Raw genomic sequence first — 16,621 nt, forward strand, 5'->3', positions numbered from 1 at the left:
TTCTAGTCATTGGCCCCGTGATGGACGACCGTGACGGATTCGTTGCCGAAGGCCTCGAATCCCTTTGTTTGGTGCTAGCTAGCACCAAACCGCTGCGCTAAAGCGCAGCGTTCCCGCTCCTAAGGAGCGAAGCGACTTAGAGCGGGAAAAGGGATTCGAACCCTCGACGTCAACCTTGGCAAGGTTGCACTCTACCACTGAGTTATTCCCGCAGTTTGTAGGCATAGGCTTGTAGCGCTCGGCACGGCCTGGTGTCAAGCCGCACCCTGCGAATTTCAGCGCCGCGGAGCTGGCGAAAGGGCATCGCCGCCGCCCGAAGTTTGCTACGGTGAGAGCCATATATGTGTGGCATCGTTGGATACGTTGGGACACGGCAGGCAACGCCGTTACTAGTCAATGGCTTGCGCAAGCTCGAATACCGAGGCTACGACTCCGCGGGGGTAGCGGTCTGGCATGACGGTAAGACCCATGTGGTGCGCTGCCGCGGCAAGCTGGCAAATCTCGAAGCGCGGCTCGCCACGGAACCCGCGCCAGGATGCACCGGCATCGGCCACACCCGGTGGGCCACCCATGGCCGTCCGTCTGATGAGAACGCGCACCCGCATCGGGTTGGTTCGATCAGCGTGGTGCACAACGGCATCATCGAGAACCACACCGCGCTGCGCGCCGAGCTCATGGCGGCTGGTGCAGTCTTTACCTCGGAAACCGACACGGAAATTGTCGCGCACTTAGTCGATCGCGCGCTGGCGGGAGGCGCGCCCGATCTTGAGGTCGCGGTGCGCCGGGCGCTGGCGCAAGTTCGCGGCGCCTACGCCTTAGTTGTCATGAACGAAAAAGATCCCTCCACGCTCGTCGCGGCCAAGAACGCCTCGCCGATGGTGGTGGGCCTAGGCGAGGGCGAGAATTTTATCGCCTCGGACGTCACGGCCATACTCAGCGAAACCCGCCGCATTTTGTTCATCGAAGAGGACGAGATCGTCGTGGTGCGCGCCGACAGCGTGCGCATCACCGATCTGGCCGGCAATGCTAAAACGCGCGAACCCAAGACCATTACCTGGAGCGCGATGCAGGCCGAGAAATCTGGCTACAAGCATTTCATGCTCAAAGAGATCCACGAGCAGCCAAACTCCGTTTCCGACACGCTGGTTGGTCGCGTCGATCTTGAGCGCGCCGACGTCTCGCTCGATGGCGTCGAACTCGACGTTGCCGGCATCAAGCGCATTATCTTTGTAGCCTGCGGCACCTCGTATCACGCCTCCATGGTGGGCGAGTTCATGATTGAATCCTTGGCGCGCCTGCCGGTCGAGGTCGAGCTGGCCTCCGAGTTTCGCTATCGCGACCCAATCGTTGGCCCCGGCGACCTCGTCATCGCGGTCAGCCAGTCCGGCGAGACCGCCGACACCATGGGCGCCGTGCGCGAGGCCAAGGCTAAAGGCGCCAAGGTGCTCGCGGTCTCCAACGTGCTCGAATCGTCGATCCCACGCTTGGCCGACTACGCGTTTTACACCCACGCCGGGCCAGAAATTGGCGTCGCCTCAACCAAGGCCTTTACCACCCAATTAATCGCGATGTTCTTGTTGGCCGTGCATCTCGGCAGGCGCACGGGGGCCCTTTCGGTGGCTCGCGCTGGTGAATTACTAAAACACTTGATCGAAATCCCCGGCAAAATGTCGGAGATCGTCGCCGACACCTCGGGCATTCAAGCCTTGGCTCGCCAGTACGGCAATGCTAAGGGCTGCCTGTTTCTTGGCCGCGGCGCGCAGTATCCGATCGCGCTCGAGGGCGCGCTCAAGCTCAAGGAGATCAGCTACATTCACGCCGAAGGCTATGCGGCTGGCGAGATGAAGCATGGCCCGATTGCGCTCATCGACGAGCACCTGCCAGTTGTCGTGCTGGTGCCCAAGAACGCGCTCTACGACAAGGTGGTGTCAAACCTCACCGAGGTGCGGGCGCGGCAAGGCAAGGTGATTGCCATCGCCACGCGGGGCGACACGGAAATCGCCGCGCAGACCGACGCCGTTATCTTCATTCCGGCGACGGATCCGGAATTGGTGCCCATCTTGTCGGTGGTGCCGTTGCAGCTGCTTTCGTATTACGTCGCCGATTTCAAAGGCACCGACGTCGACCAGCCGCGCAACCTCGCCAAGAGTGTCACCGTTGAGTAAGCGCCGCGCAACCGCCGCTGCTACTACCACCACACGCAAGCTGACGCATCTAAATGCGGCAGCCGAGGTGCACATGGTGGCGGTTGATGCCAAGGCCGAAACCCTACGCACCGCCACCGCCAGCGGCGTGGTGACCATGCGCGCCACCACCGTGGCCGCGCTGCGCGCCGGCACGCTCAAAAAAGGCGACGCGCTGGCGGTCGCACGCATCGCGGGGATTAACGGCGCCAAGCGCGCGGCTGATTTAATTCCGTTGTGCCATCCGCTCCGCCTCACCGGCATCGAGGTAGCGCTCGCCTTGCGCCCACGCGCGGTGGCGATCTCGGCGACCGTCCGCGCCTTTGATCGAACCGGCGTCGAGATGGAGGCCTTGGCCGCGGTCAGCGCCGCCGCGCTAACCATCTACGACATGTGCAAGAGCGTCGATAAGGACATGACGATTGCGAGCATCGCCGTCGACCATAAGGCTGGCGGGCGCTCGGGCACCTACCGTCGCGCCAGCGCGAGTGCGGCGCAAACGACTAAGCGACCACCAGCACGCCGGCCTGCACGGTGACACCTGAGATTGTGCCAGCCACCTTGGCAACTTCGTCGGCCCGCTCCGCGAGTGCCACCTTGTGTTCGGCCAGCAGGCCGCAGACGCGGCGCTTGAAGCGCATCGATTCTTCTTCGGGACGTACCAGCGCATCAATGAGTTGAGCTTGACCGAGTGCCAGGCCGTGTTCGGCGAGGGCATCCGCCGCCGCGACGCGCACGTTTTCGTCAAAATCGCGTAGGTAAGGCACAACGCGTTGGCAGGCTGCCGTGGCGCCGTCGGCCTTCCATTCGGCGAGCCACCCGAGCAGGTCAAGCCGACGCTGGGGATCGCGCGTGTAGCCAGGCTTTTCGCTGGCAAGCACCTCATCGATAATTTCCATCACCCGCGGGCCGGTGGCCGCGCGCTGCACCACGCGCAGCGGCAGAGATAGCCCGAGCGACGTTTTCATATAGGTGCGAATGGCATCCAGACCGGGCTCGCCTTTTTCCACCAGCGTGTCGATGACCCACGGCTTCTCAATTTCGTCATCTGCCGTCATGTGAGTTGTGACGCCGAGGCGCTTGCAGAGCCCGACGAGCGCCGCGGGCGAGCCGTCGGTGGCGAGCTTGTTAAGCGCGTCAAAGCGGTCGAGGTGCTGCGCGAACTTATTGATCGCTTTTTCGATCGTGCGATCAAGCGATTTCTCTTTGGAGAACAAGCCAAATACCATGGCGTTGTCTTACACCCCCGCCGGGCCGGTGAGAAGTGGCTGGAAGCGGCCAAACTCGGCGATCCCAGCCCGATCGGCGGGCCGCCGGCAGCCCGGCGCCTTTTGCCGAGCGGGGCTGCGTGCCGGATGCGGCGCTGTGATAAACACCGGTCATGGCGAAGATCGACCAGGTCCGCAACATCGGCGTCGCGGCCCATATTGATGCCGGCAAGACCACGGTGTCGGAACGGTTCTTGTATTTCTCGGGCCGCATCCACAAGGCCGGCGAGGTGCACGATGGCGCCACCCAGATGGACTGGATGGAGCAGGAGCGCGAGCGCGGCATCACGATCACCGCGGCCGCGACCACGTTCGAGTGGAAGAAGCACGAGATCCATCTCATCGACACGCCGGGTCACGTCGACTTCACGATCGAAGTCGAGCGCTCGTTGCGCGTGCTCGACGGCGCGGTCATCGTCTTTTGTGCGGTCGCCGGCGTGCAGACGCAAACCGAGACGGTGTGGAGGCAGGCCAACAAATTTCGCGTCCCGCGCCTCGCCTTTATCAATAAGATCGATCGCATCGGCGCGTCGTTTGTCGACGTGGTGGCGCAGTTGCGCGAGCGACTGGGTGCGCACGCCGTGCCAATTCAACTACCCATTGGCCTCGAAGATGAGTTCGAAGGCATCATCGATCTCATGACGATGAAGGCGCTCTATTTTACCGGCAGCCTGGATGACCCGCCAGAAGAGCGGGCGATTCCCGAGGGGATGGCCGCCGAGGCCGCCGCCGCGCGTGACCAAATGGTCGCGGGCATCGCCGACGTCGACGACGCGATTGCCGAGGCCTATCTCGAAGGCCGCGACATCCCGACCGACGAGCTAAAGGCGGCGCTGCGCAAAGCCACCATCGCGGTCAAGGCGGTACCGGTGCTCACCGGCACGGCGCTGCGCAACAAGGGCATCCACCCGCTGCTCGACGCGGTCATCGCCTATCTACCATCGCCCGCCGACGTGCCACCGGTGCACGGCGTCGATCCGCGCGACACCAGCAAAGAGGTCGTCCGCGCGCCCAAGAACAACGAGCCGGTGGCGGCGCTAGCATTTAAGATCGCCATGGACGAAGGGCGCAAGGTCGTATTCTTGCGGCTATTTTCCGGCACCATCGAAGCAGGCGATGACTTGCTCAATGTTCGCACCGGGAAGAAAGAAAAGGTCGCGCGGCTATTTCGCCTGCACGCGGATAAGCGCGAACGGGTGGAGAAGGCATTTGCCGGTGAAATTGTCGCGGTCGCGGGCTTTAAAGACGCCACCACCGGCGACACCATGTGCGATCCGGCTAATCCAGTCTTGCTCGAGCGCATCGATACCTACGAGCCGGTGATTTCGCAGGCCATCGAGGCGGAAAACGCCTCGGCCAAGGAGCGCCTCGATTTTGCGCTCGCCAAGATGGTCGACGAAGATCCAACCTTTCGCGTCAAGGAAGACGCGGACACCGGCCAAACCCTCATCTCGGGCATGGGCGAGCTACACCTTGAGATTATCTGCGATCGCATGAAGCGCGAGTACGGCGTGCAGGCGCGCGCCGGCAAGCCGCAGGTAGTGTTTCGCGAAACCGTGCTCGGGCAGGGCGAAGGCGACGCCATCTTCGAGCGCGATCTCAAAGACGCCATCTACGGCGAGGTGCGCTGCAAAGTGGCGGCGCGGCCGCGTGGCGCGGGCATCAGCGTGCGTGGGGCGCTGCCGCCGACGCCGGTGATTGCGGATGCCGTGGTGAACGCCGCCATGCAAGGCTTGCGCGATGCGGCTAGCAGCGGCCCCGATGGCTTTCCGCTAGAAGACGTCGAGGTGACGTTAACCCACGTCGGCGTGCGCGAAGGCGCCAATGGCGAAATTGGCGCGCGCGCTGCCGCGAGCGAGGCCTGCCGCAAGGCGGTCAAGGCCGCGTCGCCAACGCGCCTTGAGCCCATCATGGCGGTCGAGGTCACGTGCGACGATGCCTACGTTGGCGCCGTGATCGGCGACCTGCAGCAACGCCGCGGCCAGGTGCAAGAGGTCAACACGCGCGGCAACAAGCAGGAGCTCAAGGCCAAGGTCGCGCTGCGCAACATGTTTGGCTACTCGACCAAGCTGCGCAGCATGTCCGAAGGTCGCGGCGAATTTGTCATGAAGTTCCTCGGCTACGACACGCTGGATGCGCTGTAGTCCACCTTCTATAACTACCTAGCGAACTGCGGTCGAGGGGCTCAAAAAACTCGCGCGCGCATGTAGGTGCCGCGACGATGTGTGGGTGACGCGCGCCGCTATCGTTTCCAAATCTATCCCCGCGGCAACGCCCGCTGCGCCCAAGCGCACCCGGCGCGCGGCTGCTGACGCCAAGGCCGATGCGATCGCGCCAGCACCTGCCACGTTCGAGCCGGCCTCACCGATCATCAAGTGGGTCGGCGGCAAGGCGCGACTGCTCGACGTCATTGCGCGCAAGCTGCCTAAGACCATTGGCCACTACTTCGAACCCTTTTCCGGCGGCGCGGCGGTGTTTTTCTCGCTCGCTCCGGCGCGCGCGACGCTCGCTGATCAAAACCCCGATCTCATCGCGATGTATCAAGGCGTCGCCGACGATGTCGAGCGCGTGATCTGGTGGCTCGGCAAATTTCACCGCGCCCACGACGAGGCGCACTACTACGAATTTCGCGCCGCGTGGAATAAGGCGCGCCACACCTGGGAGCTGGCTCGCCGTGCGGCGGGCTTTATCTATCTCAACAAGACTTGCTACAACGGGCTATGGCGGGTTAACCGCGCCGGGCACTACAACGTGCCAATGGGCCGCTATGCCAACCCAACTATTTGCGCCGCCGAGCCGCTGCGCCGCGCCGCCCGCCGCCTCGCGGGTACCAAGCTGCTGGTGGCCGATTTCGCGACCACCGTTGAGGGAGCCGGTCGTGGCGACGTCGTCTATTTTGATCCGCCGTACGTGCCGCTGACGCCGAGCGCCAACTTTACGTCCTACACCAAGGACGAGTTTGGCTATGAGGCGCAAGCCCGGCTCGCCGACGTCGCGCGCGATCTAAAGCGCCGCGGCGCGACGGTGATTCTCTCCAACAGCGATGCGCCGCTGGTGCACGAACTGTACCGAGATTTTTCTATCGAGCGCGTGCTTTGCAATCGCGCGGTCAACAGCAATGCCGCCAAGCGCGGGGCCATTTTTGAAGTGATTATTTCGTAACGCTACGCCAGCGACGTGGTCGTCAGGTAGTGCTTGGTGGTCGCGTCGAAATCGACCAAGACGCCCGCGGCATCGGCGGCGCGCGCAATGCGAATCAGATCATGCTTGTTGCCAGCCACGACCATGCGCGCTTCGACGTTTTCGACGCCCGAGGCCGCCATAAACTGGCGCGCCTTGGCGACGTTTTTGAAACCGAGCAAGAGCGTCATATTTTCGCCGGTCTTGGCAAACAGCGGCACGCGGCCGTCGGCGTCTTGGTCGGGCAGCTCACCATTGTTGTCGGCGAGCAAAACCCAAAGCCCTTCGAAGGCCACCGTGGCGGGCGTGTTGCTCGCTGGCGGAGGCTGCGTGGGACGACGATCTGATGCAAATCGGGAACTTGGATACATATTGGATTGCCCGCTTAGTCGTCGTTTTTAAGCGCGGTGTCAAGAACAAAGCTTCGCTCCGGCTGCAAATTTCTCGAAAACCGCAGCGGGTATCCGGCTGAACCACGGCGGGATTGCGGTTGACGCGCGGCCCTGCTCGCAGCATGGTGCAGACGATGCGTAGGGTCTCGTTGCCGGTTGTCACGGCCGCGCCACAAATGGCGGCGCGGCAGGCATATGCAGACGCGATCGATCCCAACGAAGCGACGGGCGCGCTGCGCGACGCCGAGGCGCGCTCGATCACCTATGTGCGGATCTCGGTGACCGATCGCTGCAACTATCGATGCGGTTACTGCATGCCAAAAGATGCCGCTACGCCTTCAGCCTTTGCGGCGCGCGCGGACCTTCTGCAATTCGAAGAGATTGCGACGCTGGTTACAACCTTTGCCGCCATGGGCGTCACCAAGATTCGCCTGACTGGCGGCGAGCCCTTGGTAAGGGCTGACATCGAGCAACTCGTCGCCATGCTGGCACCATTGGTGCCGCGCGTGGTCATGACGACCAACGGTCACTTGCTAGCGCAAAAAGCCTCGGCGCTGGCGGCGGCGGGCTTGCGTGGCGTTAATGTTTCGCTCGACACGCTCGACCCGGTAGCATTTGCCGAGGTCACCGGCGGCGGCGATGTCGCGGCCGTCATCGCTGGCATCGATGCCGCGCTTGCCGCGGGCCTCACCGTAAAACTCAACGCCGTGCTCGATAGCCCGGCGCGCCTGGCGGAGGCCGCTGACCTCTGCGAATTCGCGTGGGAGCGCGGCATTTCGCCGCGGTTTATCGAAAAAATGCCGCTGTCGGCTGGCGCCTTCGTAACCTCGGCGCCGTTTGTCTCGGCGGCTGGGCTGCGTCAGCAGCTTACCGCCGCCTTTGGCAAATTAGAGCCGCAGACCCCACGCCTCGGCGACGATGGCCCCGCGCGTTATTGGCAGATGGCGAGCTCGCCGACGCACGCGTTTGGCGTGATTTCGGCCATTAGCGACCATTTCTGCGCGACGTGCAATCGCGTTCGCGTCACCGCAACGGGGGCGCTGCACACCTGTCTTGGCTACGACGACGCCGTCGATTTGCGCGCGCTCTTGCGTGGAGGTGATCCCGCCTTGGTGCGGCGGGCCATTCATGCCGCAGTGGCCCAGAAGCGCGTTGGGCACATATTTGGCGACGACGGCACCGGCGGGCCCCAAAAACACATGATCGCCATGGGTGGCTGAGGCCGCCCGCCCAGCGCGACTGGCCTAGGAATGGCGCTCGATTGTGCTACATTCTAACCAGGCGTACTTATGACAAAAATTATCCTTTCCATTGTCGCGGTCATCGGCGCTGTGGGGTTTTTGTTTCTGTCGTCAAGCAGCAGCGCGTCGCACTACAAGATGGTCAACCAGCTAATGGATGACCCTTCACCATTTGTCGGCAAGACGCTGCGGGTGCACGGTCATGTCACCGAAGGCAGCATCAAGGAAGAGGTGCGCGGGCAAGACTGGACGCGCACCTTCGAGTTGCACGCCGGCGGCAAGACCATTGCCATCTCGCATGTGGGGCCGGCGCCCGATACGTTTCGCGACGGCTCCGAGGTCGTCGCGCTCGGTAAGCTAACTAAGCGTGGCGACAAGTTTGTCCTCGACGCGGTCGAACTCAGCGCCAAATGCCCCTCCAAGTACGAGGGCGCCGCGACCAACAAACAAAAATCACCCTTAATGCAATGGTCGACGCCGGCCACCGTGCCAACCGCGGCGGCTGCACCTGCCCCCGCAGCTAGCGCGGCGGCGACGCCCCCGGCTCCTGGTTACTAACCCGCACGAAAGCCACCGTCATGGAACCCTCGCAAACGGCCTCATCGCCGGTCGCCGTCGTCGGCACGATCGTCTTGCTGCTCGCCTTTGTCGTCGCGGCCTGGAGCGCGGGCGCTGGCATTGTCGGCAACATCCGCAAGGATCGCCGCCTCGTCATCAGTTCGGTCTACGGCCTGTACGGCTTTACCGCGCTGGCCGCGTTGGCCTCCGCGCTCATCATTTATGCGTTTGTCACCCACGACTACAGCATTCGCTACGTCGCGCTCACCAGCGATACCTCGATGCCGCTTTGGTACAAGATCACCGCGTTTTGGGGCGGGCTCGACGGCTCGCTGCTGTTTTGGGTGCTCGTGCTGGGCCTGTTTTCCGCCATCGCCGTGCGCATGAACTATCAGCAACACCGCGACATGATCGGGTATGTCGTCGCGACCATCATGGTGGTGCAGCTGTTTTTCATGGCGCTACTGGTGTTCTCGAAAAACCCTTTCGCCACCTATCTGACGCAGGTGCCCATCGATGGCGAGGGGCTCAATCCGCTGCTGCAAAACTACTGGATGGTCATCCATCCGCCGACGCTCTACATCGGCTACGTCGCGGCGACCATTCCCTTTGCCTTTGCCATCGCGGCCCTGGCCTCGGGCCGGCTCGATGACGCGTGGATTCGCTCGGTTCGGTCGTGGATGCTGGTTTGCTTCTTCTTCCTCTCGCTCGGCCTGGTGCTCGGCGGGCGGTGGGCCTATGAGGAGCTAGGGTGGGGCGGCTATTGGGCGTGGGACCCGGTGGAAAATGCCGGCTTCATCCCGTGGTTCACGGCGACCGCATTTCTTCATAGCGCGATCATTCAAGAGCAGCGCGGCATGCTCAAGGGGTGGAATCTCATCCTCGTGATCGCGACGTTTTTCCTGACGATTATGGGGACGTTTTGGACCCGCAGCGGCGTCGTGCAATCGGTGCACGCGTTTGGCGAAGACAACACCATGGCGCTGCAGTTTGTGCTGTTCATGGCGCTTATTTTGGTGGTGTCACTTGGCCTGGTGATTTACCGCAACCCGCGGCTGGCCGCCAAGCATCGGCTCGAATCCTACGCCTCGCGCGAGTTCGCCTTTTTGCTCAACAACTGGGTGCTCTTGGCCTGCGCCGCGTTTGTCATTTTTGCCACCATGTGGCCGACGCTGACCGAGGCGTATTTCGGCGAGCGCACAACGGTGGGCATTCCGTTTTTCAACAAGGGCATGGCGCCGCTCGGCATCGCGCTGCTGGTACTGGCAGGGGTCGCGCCGCTGCTCGCCTGGCGCAAGACCTCGCGCTCGCGGGTGTTTTCGCTGTTTGCGACGCCAGTTGGAGCGACCATCGTGGCGACGTTGGCCATGGCTATCTTCGTGCCCTATGCGCGCCACCTCACCGAGTACACCTTTGACTTGTCCGCGGCGCATCGACGGGGCCTCTCGTTTTTGCCGCAGCAATGGGTGCTCGGCCTGCCGCTAGTGCTTTTAACTATCGCGGCAATCGTGTTTACGACGGCGAGCATTTTCCAAGAGTTCTGGCGCGGTACACGGGCGCGCTCGGCGAAGACCGGGCAAGACCCGTTCTCGTCGCTGCTTGGACTCATCCTCGGCAAGCGCCGCAAATACGGCGGCTACATCGTGCACCTCGGCATCGTCGTGCTGTTCGTGGGCTTTATCGGCAAGAACTACGACACCGATAAGAATTTCAGCATCAATGCGCCGGATGCCAAGCCAGCCGTCGATGGCCGCGCCCAAGGCGAGGCCTGGTTCGAAATGAAGGGGTATCGCTTTCACTACGAAGCGCTGCGCGAAGAGTTTGACGCGCGCAAGAAGTCGACCACTGCGCGGGTTTCGGTGTGGCGTGATGGCAAAAAGCTCGAAACGCTCGAGCCCGCGCAATGGAATTTCTTTAAGGGCGGCCAAATGACCACCGAGGTCGCGATTCACGAGCAAATGTCGGAAGACGTCTACCTCGTCCTCACCGGCTTTAAGGGCCAGCTCGCCAGCTTCAAGGTTTACATTAATCCGCTGGTCAACTGGGTGTGGATCGGCTTTGTACTGTTTGCGTTTGGCTGCTTCGTTTGCATGATTCCGCAGCGCATCGTCGATTTGGCGACGGCGCGGCCGGTAACGCGAACCAACAAGGTCGTCGATGCCGTCGCGGTCGTGCTGACGTTTCTCGGGGTGACGCTGACGTGCCTGCAGGTCGGCCTGGCCCAGCCGGCGGCGGTCCGCGAGCACGATTCGCAGCTCACCAATGCGCCGGCGCACATGGAAGGCGCCTCGGATAAATTCCGCCCCGATGCGCCCGAGGTGCCGCCTGCCATGCGGCCCGTGGCGGCCGACGTTATGAAGCAGCTGGTGTGCATGTGCGGCGGCTGCAAGCGCGAAAATATTCACGATTGCAAGTGCAGCTTTGCCGCCGATGAGCGCAAGAAGGTGCTCGCGATCTTGGCGACGCAAGACGTCTCGACGCCCGCGGGACGCAGCCAGGCGATCACCAACGTGCGCGCGGCGTTTAAGCGCGAGTACGGCAGCGAGCAAGTGTTTGTCACGCCGACCAGCGCCTTGCCGTGGATGGTCCCATATGTCGCCATTGTCGTCGGCTTGGGCCTGCTGTTCATGGTGGGGCGCAAGTGGCGCACGCCGCCGCGTTCGTCGACACCAGTCGTCGCGCAGGCCGATGCCGCTGACGGCGACGCCGCAGCCGCCAAGCGAGCCAAAGACGAGGCGATGAAGCAACGCCTCAATGACGAGCTAGAGGATCTCGATGGCTAAAGGGGCCTGGTCCTACCGGCGCTACGCTACGTTAGGCGCCCTGGCGTTGGGTTGGGTGTTCGTGCTGGCGCAGCATAATTTCCGCTTCACGCCCTCGGCGGTCATGCTCGGACTGGCTTGGCTTTGCCTGGTATGGTCGATCCAAACCGTCTGGGCCATGGCGGACGCCGCGGCGTCGCCAACCGATCGCGCAAGTTGGTGGCGGCACAAGACCCCCAAGCAAGAGCTTAAACTGCAAAAGGCGTCGCTGCTGCGTGCCCTCAAAGAGATCGAATTTGATCGCGATACCGGCAAGCTCTCGGCGCAGGATGCCGAATCGTTGGCCGCCACGTATCGCCAAGATGCCATCGAAGTCATGCGGCAGCTCGACGCCTTGGATGCCTCGGCCGATGCCTCGGTGCATGGCGAGATTAAGGCCGAGCTCGCGCGCCGGAGGGCAGCGGCGGGCAAGGGCACGAGCGGCAAGAAGGCGGCGTCAACATGATGCGCGCGGTGCTGCGCGCATGCGCGTGTTTGCTGCTCTTTGCCACCGCCTCGCCAGCAACGGCGCAAATGGCAGGCGCCGTTGGCATCCCGTTGCCAGACAGCACGCTGCCGGCGTCGTCGGTTACCGTGCGCGTGGTCAACGGCCCGGCCATGGGCGCGGTCGCTGGCGTTTCGGTGCGGCTGCAAAATGATGGCCAACTGCGAGAAACCAAAACCGACTCGGAAGGGCGCGCCGTCTTTACCGGCCTGCGCGCCGGCACCAGCGCGCTAGCGATCATCACGGGCGCAGCCGGCGGCGACGTTGCGTCGCAGCCCTTTGCCATCGCCGCGCAAGGCGGCACGCGCATCTTGCTATCACCAGTGCCGATGGGCGGCGCGTCGGCGGCTGCACCAGCGCCCGGGTCTTCCATGGACGCGCCCGTGCAACCGACTAGCGGCGCCATGCCCTACCCGCGCGAGATGAGCGGGCAGGCGCGGACGATGGAAGGCGAACCTGGCGGTTCGCTCACCGTACGACTCCTGCACGACAGCCTGACCGATCCTGTCGCGGGCGGCACGGTCTCCTTGGTCGGATATCACGCGGACGGCTCAGTTACGTTTAAACGGCAAATCGCAGATGCACAGGGACAAGCTCGCTTTGATGGGCTTAGCCGTGACGGTCGCGTCGCCTACTACGCGATGGTGGCGCTCCCGCGCGACAGCGTTGGCGACATCATCGTCGATCGCGTTGCGGGTGGCCCCGTGCTGCTCGCACCCGAGTTTGGCGCGCGCATGATCTTGTCTGGCGCATTTCGAAAAAGCACCGAACCGCCGATCGACGACACGTTGTGGCTGGCTGCCAAGCCGGCCGTTGCGCCAACACCAGGGCAAGTTGCGGTGACCGTGCGCGGGGAGGCGGTGCGCGAGGTAGCGTTGATCGACGCGGCGACCGCGCAAGTCGTCGCAACCCAGGCGACGCAGGCGTCGGGCACCGAACTCATGACGGCCCAATTCGCCGGCGTTGCAGATGGCGTCGTCTATTACGCCCAGACCACCACCAACGACGGCACCCCCTATCGCTCGGCGCCGTTTTTGGCCGTTGCGGGCCGCGGGGTCGGCATCGAAGTCCTCGCGACGCCGCCGCTGCGCTTTCGCTTTCACATTGTCGCCGCTGGCATTGAGGACAAGCAGGTCGGCCTGCAGGGTGAATTTACGTTTTACAACTTGTCCTGGGCGCCGCTGGCAATGGGCGTTGATGGCTTTGTCTTGCAGACACCGGTCGGCTCGCGTGGCAATTTGCTGATGGAGGGCGAAGAGATGTCCGGCATCGCCACGCCGGTGGGCAACGGCTTTGCGTTGCGGCGCCCGCTGCCGCCGATGCTGACCTCGTTTCAAGGCGGCTTTTCGCTGCCGCACGAGCACGGCGTCATGGCGTTTGCCTGGCCGCTGCCGCACGGCGCGGTCGATAGCTCGTTTTTGATGGTGCAGCTCGGTGACGCGACGCTCGAGGTGCCCGCGGGCACGCGCGTCGATCAGCGCACCGCGCAGGACGGCACGAAGCTCAGCGTGGTCAGCGATATTCAAATCATGCCTGGGCAAAGCATGGTGCTCAAGATGCGCGGCTTGCCGATCGCGCCGGTGTGGCGAACGTGGTTGCCGACGATGGCGGGGCTGATGGTGCTGCTTATTTTCATCGGTACGGCATTTTTGGGCTATCGCGGCGTCAAGGCAGGGCCAACGATAGCGCCGCCTCAGGCGCGGGACGCGGAAATCGACGCGCTGTACGCGAGGCTCGCTGCCCTGCCAGAAGACGACGCATCCGCTGAGCAGCGCGAGCAGCTGGTCGCCGAGCTCGCGGATCTGCTTGCCCACCGTGATGCATGAGCGCCGTCGCCATCACCCGCGTAGAACTGTCAGGCGTGTGCAAGCGCTATGGCAACGTGCGCGCGCTGATGCCACTGACGGCGCAGTTTGACGCTGGCGACGTGGTTGGCGTGGTCGGCGAAAACGGCGCCGGCAAGTCGACGTTGCTCGGCCTGCTCGCGGGCCTCGTGCGCAGCGACGCCGGCGAGATAGCCTGCTGGGCGGGCACCGCGCGTCTCTCATCGCGCGAGACGCGAGGCGCGGTTGGGCTGGTGGCCCACGCGTCGCTGCTATATGCCGAGCTATCGGCGATGGAAAACGTACGTTTCTTTCTGCGCCTTTACGGCCAGCAAGCCTCCGACGCCGCCTGCGCAGCGCTGCTAACGCGCGTGGGGCTACACGCCGAGGCGTGGCATCGGCCGGTGGCGACCTATTCGCGCGGCATGACCCAGCGCGCCTCGCTCGCCCGTGCCTTGGCCCACGCGCCCTCGCTCGTCGTGCTCGACGAGCCATTTGCTGGCCTCGATAAGGCGGGGACGTCGCGCCTTATCGACGTCGTCGGCGAGCTGCGCGCGCAGGGCGCCATCGTCGTCGTGGTCAGCCACGACACCGCGCCGCTGGCCGCCGTCGCGACGCGGCTGATCGCGCTGCATCGCGGCCGCCTGGTCGCGTCGCGGCCGACGCCGTGCACGCAGGCACAAATCGACGAGCTGTATCTCACGCGCGCGCCACAGGAGCTGGCCTCGTGACCGCCGCCCGCGTCGTGCTGCTCGTGCTGCGCAAAGATCTCGCCGTGGAATGGCGCAGCAAGGAATTGCTCGCCACCGTGGTGTTTCTCGCGATCACGCTGATGGTCGTTTTTTCGTTCTCCTTTCCGCAAAACCCGCGCGTGCTGACGCATGCGGTGGCGGGCATGGTGTGGGCCGCGGTGACGTTTGCGGCGACCATCGCGCTGTCGCGGGCCTTTGATCGCGAGCGGCAAAACGACACGCTTCGCGCGTTGCTCTTGGCGCCGGTGTCGCGCACCGCCATCTTCGTCGGCAAATTGCTCGCGATGTGGTTGTTTCTGCTCGGCATGGCCGTGGTCGTCTGCGCCGCCGGCGCGCTATTTATGCAGCTGCCGTGGTCGTGGCCGCTGCTGCTGGCGCTGACGCTGGGCACGCTGGGCCTGGCAACGGTGGGCGTGGTGGTGGCCGGCATGCTGCTGCGCAGCGCCGCGCGCGACGTGCTGCTGCCGGTGGTGCTTTACCCCTTGGCCATTCCGCTCTTGCTCGCGGCGTCCAAGGTCACCTCGCTCTCGGTGCTCGACGCCGAGAATCTCACGGCGATTCGCTATTGGTGCGGGTTTCTCGCCGCCTATGATGCGCTATTCTTGGTCGCGGCCCTGTGGATGTTTGAGGAATTGGTGATCGAATGAAATCAACGATGTGGCTCTTGCTCGTCCTGGCCGCCCTGGGCCTTGCCAGCACCATCTGGGGCGTCTTTGTCACCACGCCCATGGAGCAGAGCCTGTTCTACAGCCAAAAGATTTTTTACTATCACGTCGCCAACGCCTTCATGTTGTTTCTCGCGGTGATGGTGGCAGGTGGCGGCAGCATCGCCTTTTTGGCAACCCGCAGCCCGCGCGCCGATCGCATCGCGCTGGCGGCCGCCGAGCTCGCGGTGCTGTTTGGCGCGGTGGTGCTGCTGACCGGTTCTATTTGGGCCAAGGCGGCGTGGTCGACGTGGTGGAAGTGGGAGCCGCGGCTGACCATGTCGCTGCTGCTTTGGCTGGTCGTGCTCGGTGCGGTGATGGTGCGCGCGTTTGCCGGCGCCGGCGCCGAACGCCTCGCGGCTGGGGTGCTCGTGTTTGCGGTGGCCGCGGTGCCACTCATATATTTTGGCGTCAAAGAGGGCGATAATCATCCTCAGGCCAAGGTCGTGCAGACGCTCGATTCATCGATGAAGGCCACGTTTTGGCTCAGCGTCGCGACCTTTTTGCTGCTCTTGGGCGTGATGCTGTGGCAACGCGTGTCGATGTTGGCGGCGCAGGCGCGCCTGGTCGCGCTCGCCGAAGAACTTGAAGACCGAGGGATTACCTAAATGAAGCAACTCTTTATCGCCTGCGTCGTCGTTGTCGCCGTCGCAACCATGGGCCACCGCGACGCCCTCGCGCAGCCCGCTGCCGAGGTGCCCGCGGCCGTCCCAACCGAGGCGCCACCGCCTGCTGCCGCGGCACCGCCGACCGTGAGCAAAGAGGCCTGCCTCGCCTTTATCGACGCCGACCCTGCGCTGAGCGCCGAGCTGACCGCTAAGCTGCGCGCCCATATTGATGACCAGTTTTGGCGCGACCAAGAGGCCGCGACAAAAAAACGCCACAACGACGACGCGACGCTCATCGCCATCAACAAGCGGCATGTGGTCATGGCGTACGCCGCGATGTGGCTGCTCGCCGTCGGCTTCTTGGCGTTTCTCTGGCATCGCCAACGCGGGCTGGTTGCGCGCCTGGGTGAACTCGAAGCGCGCCTGAGCCACAAATGACCGCGGCGCACATCATTTATATCCCGATGGTCCTGATGGTCGGGCTGTTCGTCGGCTTTGTCCTTGGCGCCAGGGCCGCCCGCAACGCCCAGGCGCTCGCCGAGAAGCGCCAGCAAGAGCGCGCCGCGCGGGCCGCGGCTCGCCGCGACGAATCATCGCCGTCGTAGG

16 protein-coding genes and 1 tRNA gene are annotated in these 16,621 nt (G+C 63.8%); 14 read left to right on the forward strand and 3 right to left on the reverse strand.

The annotated features are described in order from the left end of the window. Positions 1–140: 140 nt before the first annotated feature. Positions 141–212: transfer RNA gene (locus IPL79_01280), tRNA-Gly, on the reverse strand. Between the two features lie 129 nt (positions 213–341). On the opposite strand from IPL79_01280, the gene glmS reads away from it, so the two are divergent. Both glmS and moaC read left to right on the forward strand, forming a co-directional pair. Continuing rightward, complete coding sequence (gene glmS, locus IPL79_01285) at positions 342–2,165, forward strand: glutamine--fructose-6-phosphate transaminase (isomerizing) (protein ID MBK9069632.1); 1,824 nt, start codon at positions 342–344, stop codon at positions 2,163–2,165. A gap of 73 nt (positions 2,166–2,238) precedes the next feature. Beyond that, entirely contained in the window at positions 2,239–2,721 is a 483-nt protein-coding gene (gene moaC / locus IPL79_01290) for a cyclic pyranopterin monophosphate synthase MoaC (GenBank protein MBK9069633.1), read from the forward strand. On the opposite strand, the gene IPL79_01295 is transcribed toward moaC, so the two are convergent. Beyond that, positions 2,687–3,412, reverse strand: coding sequence for a hypothetical protein (locus tag IPL79_01295; GenBank protein ID MBK9069634.1), 726 nt, complete (start codon positions 3,410–3,412; stop codon positions 2,687–2,689). The genes moaC and IPL79_01295 overlap by 35 nt on opposite strands. Positions 3,413–3,564: 152 nt before the next feature. Here IPL79_01295 and fusA point away from each other — a divergent pair, with 152 nt between their 5' ends. Then, on the forward strand, positions 3,565–5,595 hold the full coding sequence (fusA, locus tag IPL79_01300; protein ID MBK9069635.1) for an elongation factor G: 2,031 nt from the start codon (positions 3,565–3,567) through the stop codon (positions 5,593–5,595). Between the two features lie 184 nt (positions 5,596–5,779). Then, entirely contained in the window at positions 5,780–6,613 is an 834-nt protein-coding gene (locus IPL79_01305) for a DNA adenine methylase (GenBank protein ID MBK9069636.1), read from the forward strand. Between the two features lie 2 nt (positions 6,614–6,615). On the opposite strand, the gene IPL79_01310 is transcribed toward IPL79_01305, so the two are convergent. Then, a complete protein-coding gene (locus IPL79_01310; GenBank protein ID MBK9069637.1) occupies positions 6,616–7,002 on the reverse strand; it encodes a hypothetical protein in 387 nt (128 codons plus the stop codon). A 155-nt stretch (positions 7,003–7,157) separates the two neighbouring features. Here IPL79_01310 and moaA point away from each other — a divergent pair, with 155 nt between their 5' ends. The 10 genes from moaA (at position 7,158) to IPL79_01360 (ending at position 16,620) form a co-directional block, all read left to right on the forward strand. Beyond that, positions 7,158–8,243: a GTP 3',8-cyclase MoaA gene (gene moaA / locus IPL79_01315; protein ID MBK9069638.1), complete on the forward strand. Its 1,086-nt coding sequence runs from the start codon at positions 7,158–7,160 to the stop codon at positions 8,241–8,243. Positions 8,244–8,312: 69 nt separating this feature from the next. Further along, positions 8,313–8,822 (forward strand): cytochrome c maturation protein CcmE, encoded by a 510-nt coding sequence (locus tag IPL79_01320; protein ID MBK9069639.1) that lies wholly within the window; start codon positions 8,313–8,315, stop codon positions 8,820–8,822. A 20-nt stretch (positions 8,823–8,842) separates the two neighbouring features. Beyond that, entirely contained in the window at positions 8,843–11,605 is a 2,763-nt protein-coding gene (gene ccsA, locus IPL79_01325) for a cytochrome c biogenesis protein CcsA (protein ID MBK9069640.1), read from the forward strand. Continuing rightward, positions 11,598–12,089 (forward strand): hypothetical protein, encoded by a 492-nt coding sequence (locus IPL79_01330; protein MBK9069641.1) that lies wholly within the window; start codon positions 11,598–11,600, stop codon positions 12,087–12,089. Before ccsA (IPL79_01325) ends, IPL79_01330 begins: the two co-directional genes overlap by 8 nt. Then, complete coding sequence (locus IPL79_01335; protein ID MBK9069642.1) at positions 12,086–13,954, forward strand: carboxypeptidase regulatory-like domain-containing protein; 1,869 nt, start codon at positions 12,086–12,088, stop codon at positions 13,952–13,954. Before IPL79_01330 ends, IPL79_01335 begins: the two co-directional genes overlap by 4 nt. Then, positions 13,951–14,682 (forward strand): ABC transporter ATP-binding protein, encoded by a 732-nt coding sequence (locus IPL79_01340; protein MBK9069643.1) that lies wholly within the window; start codon positions 13,951–13,953, stop codon positions 14,680–14,682. The genes IPL79_01335 and IPL79_01340 overlap by 4 nt, the downstream gene beginning before the upstream one ends. Further along, complete coding sequence (locus tag IPL79_01345) at positions 14,679–15,350, forward strand: heme exporter protein CcmB (GenBank protein MBK9069644.1); 672 nt, start codon at positions 14,679–14,681, stop codon at positions 15,348–15,350. Before IPL79_01340 ends, IPL79_01345 begins: the two co-directional genes overlap by 4 nt. Further along, positions 15,347–16,015, forward strand: coding sequence for a cytochrome c biogenesis protein CcsA (gene ccsA, locus IPL79_01350; GenBank protein ID MBK9069645.1), 669 nt, complete (start codon positions 15,347–15,349; stop codon positions 16,013–16,015). Before IPL79_01345 ends, ccsA (IPL79_01350) begins: the two co-directional genes overlap by 4 nt. Continuing rightward, positions 16,016–16,453 carry a hypothetical protein gene (locus IPL79_01355; protein ID MBK9069646.1) on the forward strand — a complete coding sequence of 146 codons (438 nt, stop codon included), beginning with the start codon at positions 16,016–16,018 and terminating at the stop codon, positions 16,451–16,453. Continuing rightward, on the forward strand, positions 16,450–16,620 hold the full coding sequence (locus IPL79_01360) for a hypothetical protein (protein ID MBK9069647.1): 171 nt from the start codon (positions 16,450–16,452) through the stop codon (positions 16,618–16,620). The genes IPL79_01355 and IPL79_01360 overlap by 4 nt, the downstream gene beginning before the upstream one ends. Position 16,621: the final 1 nt, after the last annotated feature.

It is taken from the genome of Myxococcales bacterium, assembly GCA_016716835.1.
Classification (GTDB): Bacteria; Myxococcota_A; Polyangia; order Haliangiales; family Haliangiaceae; genus JADJUW01.

Bases quoted from the DNA above. Each gene is read 5' to 3' on its own strand.
- glmS (MBK9069632.1), top strand. From the start codon at position 342: ATGTGTGGCATCGTTGGATACGTTGGGACACGGCAGGCAACGCCGTTA.
- moaC (MBK9069633.1), top strand. From the start codon at position 2,239: ATGGTGGCGGTTGATGCCAAGGCCGAAACCCTACGCACCGCCACCGCC.
- IPL79_01295 (MBK9069634.1), bottom strand. From the start codon at position 3,412: ATGGTATTTGGCTTGTTCTCCAAAGAGAAATCGCTTGATCGCACGATC.
- fusA (MBK9069635.1), top strand. From the start codon at position 3,565: ATGGCGAAGATCGACCAGGTCCGCAACATCGGCGTCGCGGCCCATATT.
- IPL79_01310 (MBK9069637.1), bottom strand. From the start codon at position 7,002: ATGTATCCAAGTTCCCGATTTGCATCAGATCGTCGTCCCACGCAGCCT.
- moaA (MBK9069638.1), top strand. From the start codon at position 7,158: ATGCGTAGGGTCTCGTTGCCGGTTGTCACGGCCGCGCCACAAATGGCG.
- IPL79_01320 (MBK9069639.1), top strand. From the start codon at position 8,313: ATGACAAAAATTATCCTTTCCATTGTCGCGGTCATCGGCGCTGTGGGG.
- ccsA (MBK9069640.1), top strand. From the start codon at position 8,843: ATGGAACCCTCGCAAACGGCCTCATCGCCGGTCGCCGTCGTCGGCACG.
- IPL79_01330 (MBK9069641.1), top strand. From the start codon at position 11,598: ATGGCTAAAGGGGCCTGGTCCTACCGGCGCTACGCTACGTTAGGCGCC.
- IPL79_01335 (MBK9069642.1), top strand. From the start codon at position 12,086: ATGATGCGCGCGGTGCTGCGCGCATGCGCGTGTTTGCTGCTCTTTGCC.
- IPL79_01340 (MBK9069643.1), top strand. From the start codon at position 13,951: ATGAGCGCCGTCGCCATCACCCGCGTAGAACTGTCAGGCGTGTGCAAG.
- ccsA (MBK9069645.1), top strand. From the start codon at position 15,347: ATGAAATCAACGATGTGGCTCTTGCTCGTCCTGGCCGCCCTGGGCCTT.
- IPL79_01355 (MBK9069646.1), top strand. From the start codon at position 16,016: ATGAAGCAACTCTTTATCGCCTGCGTCGTCGTTGTCGCCGTCGCAACC.
- IPL79_01360 (MBK9069647.1), top strand. From the start codon at position 16,450: ATGACCGCGGCGCACATCATTTATATCCCGATGGTCCTGATGGTCGGG.